At 32.2% G+C, this 12,901-nt stretch carries 8 protein-coding genes; 5 read left to right on the top strand and 3 right to left on the bottom strand.

Going from position 1 to position 12,901, the window contains the following annotated elements; all coding sequences use genetic code 11:
- Positions 1 to 274: 274 nt before the first annotated feature.
- Positions 275 to 2,830 carry an ATP-binding protein gene (locus ACJ5H0_RS05915; protein WP_411248096.1) on the top strand — a complete coding sequence of 852 codons (2,556 nt, stop codon included), beginning with the start codon at positions 275 to 277 and terminating at the stop codon, positions 2,828 to 2,830.
- A 97-nt stretch (positions 2,831 to 2,927) separates the two neighbouring features.
- Positions 2,928 to 3,239 carry a response regulator gene (locus tag ACJ5H0_RS05910; protein ID WP_411248094.1) on the top strand — a complete coding sequence of 104 codons (312 nt, stop codon included), beginning with the start codon at positions 2,928 to 2,930 and terminating at the stop codon, positions 3,237 to 3,239.
- A 493-nt stretch (positions 3,240 to 3,732) separates the two neighbouring features.
- Here ACJ5H0_RS05910 and ACJ5H0_RS05905 read toward each other — a convergent pair whose 3' ends face one another.
- Both ACJ5H0_RS05905 and ACJ5H0_RS05900 read right to left on the bottom strand, forming a co-directional pair.
- Complete coding sequence (locus ACJ5H0_RS05905; protein WP_411248092.1) at positions 3,733 to 4,542, bottom strand: helix-turn-helix domain-containing protein; 810 nt, start codon at positions 4,540 to 4,542, stop codon at positions 3,733 to 3,735.
- Positions 4,542 to 5,471 carry an aldo/keto reductase gene (locus ACJ5H0_RS05900; RefSeq protein WP_411248090.1) on the bottom strand — a complete coding sequence of 310 codons (930 nt, stop codon included), beginning with the start codon at positions 5,469 to 5,471 and terminating at the stop codon, positions 4,542 to 4,544. The genes ACJ5H0_RS05905 and ACJ5H0_RS05900 overlap by 1 nt, the downstream gene beginning before the upstream one ends.
- 285 nt (positions 5,472 to 5,756) lie before the next feature.
- On the opposite strand from ACJ5H0_RS05900, the gene ACJ5H0_RS05895 reads away from it, so the two are divergent.
- Entirely contained in the window at positions 5,757 to 5,996 is a 240-nt protein-coding gene (locus ACJ5H0_RS05895) for a hypothetical protein (protein WP_411248088.1), read from the top strand.
- Between the two features lie 22 nt (positions 5,997 to 6,018).
- Positions 6,019 to 6,414 (top strand): hypothetical protein, encoded by a 396-nt coding sequence (locus tag ACJ5H0_RS05890; RefSeq protein WP_411248086.1) that lies wholly within the window; start codon positions 6,019 to 6,021, stop codon positions 6,412 to 6,414.
- Between the two features lie 676 nt (positions 6,415 to 7,090).
- Here ACJ5H0_RS05890 and ACJ5H0_RS05885 read toward each other — a convergent pair.
- The gene (locus ACJ5H0_RS05885; RefSeq protein ID WP_411248084.1) at positions 7,091 to 7,480 is read right to left on the bottom strand and encodes a hypothetical protein; all 390 of its coding nucleotides are present in this window, start codon (positions 7,478 to 7,480) and stop codon (positions 7,091 to 7,093) included.
- 1,823 nt (positions 7,481 to 9,303) lie between these two features.
- Between ACJ5H0_RS05885 and ACJ5H0_RS05880 the strand changes: the two genes are divergently transcribed.
- Positions 9,304 to 12,901: amino acid adenylation domain-containing protein (locus ACJ5H0_RS05880; protein WP_411248082.1), on the top strand; the 3,598-nt coding region annotated here is incomplete at its 3' end.

The raw sequence follows: 12,901 nt of genomic DNA, 5'->3' as shown, positions 1-12,901 counted from the left end.
GATTGTGATTCAATGAAATGATGCAATATGCTGCTTTTCTTTCTCCTTATCTGCTTCTTCGTGCAAAGCAGCAGTCAGATCGAGAGAATGACGCATCAATTCTCATACAGAACTGAAATTTTTCGGAATTGATAATAAGCATTTTAATATAGAGTTTCTCTCCGGAATATAGACTCATTATGATCTGTACTCATTTCCAATATTTTCCGACAAATTTCTAAATTAATTTGCTACTAATATAAAATGACCTATTTTTATTACAAAATACTATTCCATGCCGAAAAAAATTATAAGAAATCTTAAAATTGGTGTAGTGATTTCTTTGGTACTTCTGATTGCTAGTTCTATAGCATCTTATGTCAGCATACATAAGCAGATGGAGAATAGGGAAAACCTCATAAAAAGTAAAGAATCTATAAGCTTAGCAAAAGATTTATTAAATACTCTTTTAAATGCTGAAACGGGAAATAGAGGATATCAGCTTACCGGCCGGGAAAATTTTCTTGAACCTTTCAATAAAAGCAAAGATGAATATCCGTTGCTCGTTTCGAATAAAGATAGGCTTAATCTTAAAAATAAAGATCAGATTAAGGTCTTAAATGAACTGCTAGATGCTTCACAAATGATGATGAAGGAATATGCCTTACTTATTAAGAATCGTCAACAAGGAATATTAATGAGTCCGGAGGAACTTGTACAAAACAAGGAGGCTATGGACAGATGTCGCAGACTCGTTCAGAAATTTGTAAAACACGAGGAGGTTCAACTTGCTATAAAAAATGAAGATCTGAAAAAATCTTCCCAGTGGACGGTTTTGTTCATTATCTTTTCTGCCATTGCAGCCATTGGTGTAACCATTTTTGTTTATATACAACTAAAATCTGACCTTATTCGTCGTGGTAAGTTAGAAAAAGATCTGTTTGATACTAAGGAAATGCTTGAGGAAACAAGTTCAGTAGCCCAAGTTGGAGGTTGGGAGGTCAATATGAAGACCGGAAAGATCTTTTGGTCTCAAAGTACAAGAGAAATTCACAAACTGAAAGATGATCTCCAGCCTACTTTTGAAAATGCCTTGGGATTTTACAAAGGAGAAAGTGGAGAAAGAATAAAATATTTGTTTAACAGGGCAATACAACAAGGAATTCCTTTTGATGAGGAGCTTCAGCTTTCACGTAATGATGGAGTTACGACCTGGGTAAGAGTAAAAGGTATTCCTGAATTTGAAGATGATATTTGCAAAAGGGTTTTCGGAATCATTCAGGACATTGATGCATTCAAAAAAATGTTTCTCGAGGTTTCCCGGAAAGAGGCAATAATGCAATCTTTTGTCACTGATGTTCCTGTTCCTTTGGCCATGTTTGATAAAGACCTCAACTATATTGCTGTAAGCAGCAGATGGAGAGAGGAATTCCGTATGAATAATGTAGATCTTATCGGCAATAATCTATTCACGATATCACCTAATATTCCCGAAAAAGGAAAAGAGATCTATGAGAATGCACTATTGGGGAAAACGTATATTAACGGTGATTTTACGCTAAAAGTAGAAGGAAAAGAAGAAACCCAGCATTACGACCTTAAAGTTGGACCCTGGTATCTTACAAAAGATGAAATAGGTGGTGTAATTATTTCTATACAGAATATTACAAATGCTGTAAAGATAAATGAAGAATTGAAAAATGCCAAAGAAACAGCAGATATAGCCAGCAAGGCAAAATCCGAATTTCTGGCCAATATGAGTCACGAGATTAGGACTCCTTTAAACGGAGTTATTGGTTTTTCAGACCTTCTCCTTACGACACCGCTGAATGAAACACAGATGCAATATCTTAATTATATCAATGAGTCAGGAGAAAACCTGCTTAGCATCATCAATGATATATTGGATTTTTCTAAGATAGAATCCGGAAAAATGGAGCTTTTGATTGAAAAATGTGATGTTTATGATATGTTAAGCCAGGTAATAAATGTGATCATTTATCAATCCCAGAAAAAAGATATCGAACTACTTCTCAATATTGAGCCGGGCCTTCCAAAAATACTTTATATGGATGAAGCAAGGTTAAAACAGATCTTGATCAATCTTCTGGGGAATGCTGTGAAGTTTACAGAAAAGGGAGAGATTGAGCTAAAAGTAGAGAAGTTGCACATGAATGATCGTACAATCGCTTTGCGCTTCTCGGTACGAGATACAGGAATTGGCATCCCTGTTGAGAAACAGAAATACATTTTTAATGCCTTTACTCAGGAAAACAGTTCCATCAGTAAACGATATGGTGGCACGGGTTTGGGGCTTACCATTTCTAACACTATCCTGGAATATATGGGAAGTCATTTGTCGCTGAACAGCGTAAGGGAAAAAGGGTCTGTATTTTTCTTTGACATTGAGATTCCTTACGAGATTCCTCAAGTGAGAGAGGAGGAGGAAATAACTATTAAAACGGCCTTAGTGGTTGATGATAATGAAACCAACAGGATTATTCTTGAGCACATGCTTACCTATAAAAATATCAAGTCTACCTTGGCTTCTAATGGGATGAAAGCCTTAGAGATCTTGTTGAAAGGTGAGAGATTTGATGTTATCCTGATGGATTATCATATGCCTATTATGTCCGGATTGGAAACAATAAATAAAATAACAGAGCTGTTCAATCAGCGAAAAGAGACTTCACCATTTATAGTACTTTCTTCTTCTTCTGAAGAACTGAGCATACTTAATTCAGTTAGAAAAATTGATAATGCTCATTTACTTTTGAAACCCATCAAATCACATGATTTATACAAAACTTTAAAAAAAAGTAGACCAAAGTTATTCAGTAGAAATTACTAAGGATTATTCTGAGAAAGTTACGCATGTATTTACCTCGGAATTAGAAGTGCTTTTGGTTGATGATAATGTAGTAAATATGGTCCTGAATAATAGGATAATGAAATCTTTTGCTCCCAATATACATCTGACGGAAGCAGTCAATGGACTGCAGGCTTTGGAAGAATGCAGGAAAAAACACTTTTCCATTATTATGATGGATGTACAGATGCCAATAATGGACGGTATTGAGGCAACACGCAATATCAGAATGCTGCCGGGATATGAACATATACCTATCATAGGCATTACGGCAGGAAATGTGTTGGGTGAAAAAGAAAAGTGCCTTGAGGCCGGAATGAATGATTTTCTTCCCAAACCTGTAAAGCAGGCAGATCTTCTTGAAGTACTCAAAAAGTATATTAGTGTTTAGAATCTATGAAAAAAGGAATCAATTTTTTGTTAATATTAGGGGACAATATATTTAATATACGAAATATATAACGGATTAGGACATAAAAAAACCGACATCGAAGAGTGAAATCTTCAAATGTTGGTCTTGTGATTAAGACAAGCGTATCTTCGAACACTTTTATAGACGATTTGGTTCGTTTGAGTCAAATTAACCAAGAGTTGCAAAATTCATTTTTACAAATAATTTCTATTCATTTTTTGTCTATGGCTTTTAATTCTACAAATCAAAAAAATTAGTAGAATAGTAGGCCTTACGTTGGATTCAACGGTTTTTTAATTATAAATGAAGATTTAATTAAGAAATAGGAAATAGTATGATATTACTAGATAGTTAGATTGGAAAATATAGTTTGGTACATTAAAATATCAAATAGTATCATACTCATATAAAAGCCGGCTCTGAAGAGTTTTAAACTACCCAGAGCCGCTTCATATGTATTAATTATCATTTTTTACAAAACTAATGTAGGTGCTTTTCCAAATTTCTTTTTAAAAGCATAGGAAAAATGAGAAAGGCTTTCAAATCCCAGGTCAAGATAAATGGAAGATGGACGTTGGTTTTTACTTTCGATGAGATGTCTTGCCTCATTCAATCTTTTATCCTGCAGCCATTTTCGCGGGGGCATTCCAAATGTTTTCTGGAAGTCTCTCTTAAATCCTGAAAGGCTTCTTCCTGTCAATTGGGAAAATTTTTCAACCGAAATATTAAAATGATAATTGCTGAGCATAAATTTTTCAAGATCTATTTTGTAAGGCTCAGAAAAATCGAATAGAAAGTTTTGTAGTTTAGGCATGGCAAGAATCATAAGTTTAATGCCTTCCTTCACTTTTAAAAGTCCCATTTCGTCGGTCATTTGAGCACCTGAGTTTCTGGCATAGGGAACAATAGACTGGAAATATCCTTTTAGAAATTCATTATGAGGGATTATCAAATTAGGAAGTCCAATGTATTTACCAGCCGCTTCCATTCTCTCCTCCAAAATAATCTTACGCATTAGATCTTCCTGCAGAGATATAACGATAGTTTCATAATGTCCGCCGGGAAGAGGTGTTTTGGTAAGGGTTCCCAATTGATTTTTTCGTATTAATAAAACCTCTCCCGCAGAGATGGAAATATTCTGCTCTGAGGTCTCCAAGACAAGTTGACCTGAAACCTGTAAAACTAAGGTATGATGATTCCAAAAGCAGACCTTTTGTTTCTGCTCCGAAGAAAGATAGGAATAAAATATAACGCCGGGTAAAATCTCTGCTGGACTTTCCATTATCTTTGAAGATAGGTGCCGCCTTTTATGGCGCCTATTGCAAATGTAGTGTTTAAAATGTTCATTTCCTCAGGAGTGAATATAATTTCCATTGCAGAAATATTCTCAGGTAGTCTCGATCTGCGGCTCATACTTACGAGAGGCATTATATTCTTACCTTGTTCCTTTACCCAGGCAATAGCAAGCTGTGTCGGTGTGAAACCTTTGCGTAGAGCCATCTGTTTGAGCACTTCTACTTTTTCAAGATTATGAATCAGGTTTTCACTCTTAAAACGGGAGAAATGATTTCGGTAATCATTCTCTGATAATGGTGACTGAAGATCCCCGCTCAAAAGCCCTTCCGCAGTATTTGCGAAAGCGATGACACCGATTCCTAATTCTCGGGCGGCAGGTAATAAATCTTCTTCTATCTGGCGGTCTGCCAAAGAGTATCCGATTTCCAAAGCACTGATTGGATATATATTATTAGCTTTACGAAGCTGATCCGTTGTGATCTCCGATACTCCGATATGACGTACCTTCCCTTCCTTAACAAGACCGGCGATTGTTCCAATAATATCTTCTATAGGAACACTGCCATCCATCCTGCTTGGCTGATAAAGATCAATGGTCTCAATTCCCAGACGGGTAAGAGAGTAATTGACAAAATTTTTGATTGCTACAGGACGAAGATCCATTCCAATCCACTGACCATTGTGGAAAATAGCGCCAAACTTGACACTGATGAATGCATCTTCACGTCTTCCCTTAATTGCTTTTCCAATGAGCATCTCGTTATGACCTGCACCATAAAAATCTCCGGTATTGAGAAAATTTATTCCATTATCCAATGCCTGACGAATAGTAGCAATACTTTCTGCTTCATCAGGTGTCGAACCGCCCCAAACTGATGACATTCTCATGCATCCCAAACCAAGTTTTGAAACCATAGGTCCATTTTGACCTAACTGTATTTTTTTTAATTTCTGACATTTTGATTTATTTAATTTAATAGGACAAAGTTCAGGTATTATTGCATATTCTACTTTTGTGTACGGTTCAATTTACTTGCTTGTGTGGTTCAAGAAAAGTATTGATCGTTTATACTTAAATCTTTGAGCAGAAAAAATAACATAACCTGGCTTAATTTTTTCGTCCGCTTTTTTTTATTTGAATGAAGAAATATCGAAACATTTGCTAAAAGTTTTTTGAAAGAATTTTGCAATTTTGAAGCTATGAAAACCTTTAATGATTTAATATCATACAACAAATATCTGAATCTTTCACTTCCTCATCATCCATTAATGGACAGCAGAGTGTGCAAACAGGCTATTCCAAATTTTCCGCAGGTGAGTGATGAAATTCAGGTTAACCTTTTTAAGATTTCGCTGAAGAAAAACTTTAACGGAGACATTAATTACGGAAATAATAAATATTATACCGAGAACGGATTGATGCTTTTCAGCAAGCCGTGACAGGTCGTTTCTTGGGACAGCCTTGACTTTCTGTGACGGGTATGCATTTGTTTTCTATCCTGATCTCCTCAAACAAAATCCGATTGCTGCTAAAATCCATCAGTATAAATGTTTCAGTTATGAGATCAATGATGCGTTGTTTGTGACCATGGAGGAAGAAGAGACTATTACCTGGCTTTTTACAAAAATTCATATGGAGTTGCTGGAAAATAAAGCCAATGCTAATATTAATATTATTCTTTCACTGTTAAATGTTGTTCTTTCATATGCAGATGCTTTTTATGAAAGACAATTTAAAAACAAAGCAACAAAGACTGTTTCGATTTCTTCAAAGTTAAAAAGCTTACTGCAAAACCGTTATAAAGATTTATCAAAACCTGTTTATAAACTAGTGGAACAAAAAGGTTTACCATATTAGCTGTCCTTAATCAAGAAAAAAGACTACAAGCACAGGAAAAGAAAAACAAGATAGTAGAACTGGTTTTTAATTAGCATTGTCACGAAAATGGTAAAGTAAAAACCTAAAAAGGTAATGGATCTCACAGGTTAGAAAACAATGGTCTATAACTATTTCAGAGATAATAAAGGTGATATTCCAGACTGTAATTAACCCGTAGGCTTGAATTTTATACTATAATTAGCTTTTATTAAGTTGAAAGTTTTTTGAGTTTGTAAATTAGATTAATAATAAGTTTTGTTCTTCTTATATTTTAGTACTTTCCAAAATATGACTAAAAAGATATTGGGATAACAATTTTTTTTTCATTTAAAGTGAAATTGACTAAACACAAAACTCTGCAGCAAATATTTATTGGAGTACCTATGTATTTGTATAAATGAGTGAGATTTATAATTTCTCTTGTAATAAATTCAAATTTAATTAAACGCTACACAAATTTACAACAATAAAAATTAACCGTTAAACTGATTTTAAAAAGATAACTAATTCAATCAATCTCACATCAGTAACTTCATAACCAAATTGTTCTCTTAAATTATCAAAATCATTTGGTAAGCCAAATTTTATAGTTTCTTTTATTGCATCTACATATTCTAAATAAATTGAGACGTTGCCTATTTTAGAATAAAAACCGTTAGAAAAAAAAATATTTGCAGATCTTACTGTCCCAGATAGGATAAACATTTGGGTTAATAAAGTGAAGAAGTTTTGATAATCCAACCAAAGAATTATTTGTAAAAGGTTTCAAGCTTTTAATCTCAATTTCGGTCAGAATATTATCACTTGATTTTGCTTTATTAAACAGATCGACAATCTTATCTATATTAGTATAATCAATCTTTTTTAAGATCGTTGGCATCCAACCATAGATCATAAACGCACTACAAATCAAATCTTGCTTACTCAACCTATCTTTTAATTTAAAGTAATTGATAAAACAAGGATAAGATATCAAGTAACTATTATCTTCTTTTAATTTGACATAAGGAATAATTTGTTTAAGTTCTTCTAAATCGATTTGCATATCTACAATATAATAAAAAGCAACTATATAGAAAAAGCCGGCTTAATTTTAAGAAAAGATACTTTGATTTTTGAAATATATTATAAAAATAAACCCACTCAATGAATAGATTTATCTTATTATTAATAAATTCTGTGACTTTTAGGGGATACTTATTTTTCAATATTTGTTGTATTTTGTAACTTTTATTTGAGAATTATAGTTCATGAGTGTGAAAATAGAGTCATTAGTTATTCCCCATTCCATTCTATCCATGAGTTCTGAATCCGAAAATATCCATCTCTTATTCTTTACTTTCGAATACGAATATTTGGTTACCCTACCATTTTTGTCCAACTTAAAGGTAAATCCATAATATTCGGCTCTTCTCTAGGCCATTCTAAATTCCAATAGCCTGTATTGCCATTATCATATAAGATGACATTTCTTATTTTATCACTAGGTTAAGAACAACCTATTAATATTAAAGCGAAAATTGTATATTTTAAAAATTTAATCATTAAGATTATTCATTTTTTTTATTGGTTGAAGTTCATATTGTTGACCATCATTTTTTACTGATACTTGCATTGGATCTCCATTGTAACCTCAAATAGGGGTGATTTGAACTCCGCCAGTATTGTTCTGAATTATTCCAATCTATTTCAGCAATATTCCCATTAAATCTACCAGGTGCAATATGAGCAAAAGTCTGGTTCCATGAAATAGTTGTACTACTAATTTTAGAATGAAACCAAGTTTATTTTAACTCTTTTTTTAGTGACTTATTTATTTTAAATCTTTCATTAATGATTTATATTAATAGTTAATCAGTTAAAACACTGGAAGGAGAATTTTTTTGTATTGATTGGATAAAGTTTTATACTTTTTTTTATGCTGTTATACAGGATGTTATATTAATTAACACACGGTTTATAATAAAATGATCAATAAATTAAATTTTTTTATTATTTTCGCTACATCACTAAATTATGAAAAAAATATATAAAAAAGCATTTTAAAACTCATGCTTAAGTCTCAATATTGGGATTTTAATCTATTTGTCTTTTTAAGTTTTGCAAAATTAGTTGTGATGCATAGGACAGAGTTTTGAAGAATAACTAATCATGTGAAACAAAAGAAATATGAATGTAAGATTACATTGGTATGCTATGCATATTAAATTCCAAGGTGAAAAAAAAAACTGCGCTACAACTCAGTCAAGAGAATCTAAAAGTTTTCCTACTTATCAACGACGCTACATCTTTTATAAGATTTAAATTTAAAAGATTTCTGTAAAAGCCAATGATATTTTCCGGACATACAAAGTAAAACGATGTTCATCTATGGACAATGTTTATCAAAAAGTTAATATATATAATCAACTGATAATTTTATTTGTACAGCCAATAGTACCGACCTAACAGGAAAAATAGAATGGCATATAAACAGTTCATCTATTTTATTATGTAAAGAAATCAGTATCATACGCGCTTAAGACTATCAGTGACTTTAAACAAAAAATATATTTATGAATGCAAACGAAGAATTAAATAGTTTTCATTTGGCTTCAAAGTATTGGAAAAAAAAGGTATTAAATAGAGATAAAAATATCAAACTTCTAAAGGAAAAAAAAAAGTATTTCAAATATTAGAATTGATAGAGAGGATCTTTCTTATTTTAATCAAATTACAGGTGATAATCTAATAGCACAATATACGGTGATAACCGCTATTTATTCTTTTCTACTAAAGAGGTTAATACGTGAGTTTGATGGTTATCTTGCTTCAAATTGTCTCGATCCATACAATTCATTACTTCTTTCGCTTCCTGTAAACTTAAATATGCCTTTTAAGGATTATCTTCAAGAAGTTAAAGAGGAAATTTTAGTGAGTTTAACTCATCTTAATAAATATAAGGTAAATGAGACTGATGATATACTTGATTTAAGCAGCTTTTCAAATTTTAGCATTACTGTAAATTCTAAAAATAATACCTATTGTAGCGGAATTTTATTTGATCTTAAAATCAATGAAAATATGGATATGGATATTCATATTATTTATGATGAAGTTTTTATAAAAAAAGAAATTGTAGATTATCTGGCTCAACATTTTACTTATTTTATAATCAATTTAAAAAAATATATAACCTCTAATTTATCCTCATACTCTTTATTAACAGAAGAGGCAGAAGATAAACTCATTGTAGATTTTAATGCTACTAAAGGTGTTTATCCCAAAGACAAAACGATTGCTGCATTATTTGAAGAACAGGTAGAGAAAACTCCTCATAATATTTCAGTTATGTTTGGAGAAACAGAATTAACTTATTCAGAACTAAATCAAAAGGCTAATCAATTTGCAAATTATATTTCTTCTAAATATAAAATAAATACTGGGGATATTGTTGGTATTTATTTGCCTAAATCTGATCTCGGAATAATTTCTTTTCTGGCAATTTTAAAATTAGGTGGGGTATATCTACCAATTGATACTAACTATCCTCTTGAAAGAATTCAGTACTTAATCAAAGATAGCGGCCTAAAATTGCTGATTAATGATGGAACAAATACACTAAACATTGATAACTGTGATTTAATATCTGCAAATTCGATAGTGTGGGACAAGTATGACGCAGCTAATATTAATACGGTTATTTCGTCTAAAGATTTGGCTTATATAATTTATACATCCGGTTCTACAGGAAAGCCAAAAGGAGTTATGATTGAGCATCACAGTGCAGTAAATATGTTTGTGGATCAGATTAGAGCTTTTGAAATAACAGATAAAGATAAGGTAGTATTGTTTGCTTCAGTGTCTTTTGATGCCTCAATATCAGAGATTTTAATGGCTTTAAATAGTGGGGCTGCATTAGGGATTCCTGCAGAAGATGAGATTAAAGATAAAGAGCGGTTTGTAACTTTTTTAAAAACATTCCAGGCAACAGTTGTTACTTTTCCTCCAAGCTATTTAGGGCTATTGTCAAATGATGATATTTCAGGATTGAGATGTGTGATAACAGCCGGAGAATCTGCGAACCCTTCGGTGGCTTTAAGTATTACTGAACTTGGAATAGATTATTATAATGCTTATGGTCCTACGGAATGTACGGTTTGCGTTTCCATATATAAAGTAACGAAGGATGATTCTAATAAATCAATCATTCCTATCGGGAAGCCGATTGCTAATACTCAGGTTTATATTTTAGATGAAGAACTACAGCCCGTACCAATTGGAGTGTCCGGAAAAATATATGTTTCTGGGGCTGGTTTAGCAAGAGGATATTTGAATAAACCGGAACTTACCAAGGAAAAGTTTATTGCAAATCCATTTCTAGACAAGGAGCAGATGTATGATACTGGAGATCTTGGCTGCTGGTTGTCGGACAGAACTATTGAGTTTCATGGGAGAGTAGATCAACAGGTAAAATTGCGTGGCTTTAGAATCGAACTTGGAGAAATTGAAAACACAATTCTACAATATTCTAAAGATTTAAAACAGACTGTAGTAGAAGTAAAAGAACATAATCAGGAAAAAGTACTGGTAGCCTACTTAGTGGCTGGCACTATTGTAGACAAATCAGGTTTACGCAGTTTTTTACAAAGCAAATTACCAGATCATATGATTCCTGGGTTTTATGTTTCACTGGAAAGATTACCGCTGACACCAAATGGAAAAATTGATAAAAAATCTTTACCAGAGTTATCTGGCGTTGATCTGATAAGAAAAACCTATGTTGGCCCACGAAATAAAACAGAGGAGACTCTGGCGAAAATCTGGGAGGAAGTTTTAAATATTGAAAAAATTGGCATTCATGATGATTTTTTTGAATTGGGAGGGCACAGTTTAATCGTAGGGCAGATCATAAATAGAATAAATCAAAAGCTAGGAAAGACAATATCTTTTAAGACATTTTTTTCAAATGCTACTATCAAAAAGATTACAACACAATTACAGGATGATAATTATTTACCAATTTTAAAAGCTCCGTATGCAGATTCTTATCCTTTAACGGCATCTCAAAATAGATTATGGATATTGAGCCAGTTAGAAGGGGGTTCATTAGCTTATAATATGCCTGCTGCAGTGAAATTGAATGGAGTTCTTGATATTGATAAATTTGAAGAAGCGTTTAAAAGACTAATTAACCACCATGAAATTTTAAGAACGTATTTTAAAACAAATAATGAAGGAGAAGTTCAGCAATTTATATTGCCGGAAAATCAGTTAAACTTTAAAATTGTACAGGAAGATTATAGCTCCACAGAAAATCAGGAAGAAAAAGTTAGAAATTATTTATCTGAAAGAAATAAAGAAATTTTTGATTTAGAAAATGCCCCGCTTATACGTGCTTCTTTAATTAAGCTAAGAAAAGATGAGCATGTATTTTTCTTGTCAATGCATCATATTATTGGAGATGGCTGGACAATTGAGTTAATTATAGACGAAATTGCAAAAACATATAATGCCTTAAGAAAAGGTAAGACCATTGATCAGCCGGAATTAAAAATTCAATATAAAGATTATACTTTATGGATTAATAATGAGTTGCAGCACGAAAAATATAGAGCAGCTGAAACCTATTGGCTGAATCAATTCTCAGGGCAGATCCCTGTTTTAGATTTGCCAATTTGTAAAACCCGTCCATTAGTTCAAACATACAATGGAGATGTGGTAAAACATACTTTTAGTAGAGAATTTTCAGAAAAATTAAACCGCTTTTCCAAGGAAAATGACCTGACATTGTTTATGACTTTAATGTCTGGAATTAATACTTTATTGTATAGATATACTGGTCAGGATGACATTATTGTTGGTACCCCTATAGCAGGAAGAGAACATCCGGATTTAGAGAATCAATTAGGACTGTTTTTAAATACCCTTGCAATACGTACTCGAATAAAAGAGAAAGTTAGTTTTTTAGATTTGATTGTTGATCAAAAGGAAACTTTATTAGAAGCATACGATCATCAAAATTATCCTTTTGATTTGTTAATAAGCAAATTAAATTTAAAGCGAGACACTAGTCGCTCTACCTTATTTGATGTTTTGGTAGTATTACAGAATCAATCTCAATTAAATAATATAAATACCGAAGAATTATCGGATATAGAAATAAGCTATTTCGACTTCAATAACAAAACAACACAGGTTGATATTAGTTTTAGATTTGTTGAAACGGATTCATTACATCTTATAATAGAGTATAATACAGATATTTATGAAGGATGTTTAATAGAAAAAATGTTTTCTCATTTTGAGAATCTTCTTACTCAATTACTAGAAAATCCTCTGGCTGCTATTGAACAGATCAATTATTTATCCGAAGAAGAATTAAAACAAATACTCATAGATTTTAATAATACAGACGTAATTTATCCTAAAGAAGAAACAGTAGTTAGTCTATTTCAGGCCCAGGTGTTAAAAACCCCTGATAAAG

The organism is Chryseobacterium proteolyticum, from assembly GCF_046591535.1.
Classification (GTDB): domain Bacteria; phylum Bacteroidota; class Bacteroidia; order Flavobacteriales; family Weeksellaceae; genus Chryseobacterium; species Chryseobacterium proteolyticum.
The sequence above is the reverse complement of the archived record's forward strand: the minus strand, read 5'-3'. Positions and strand labels throughout refer to the sequence as shown.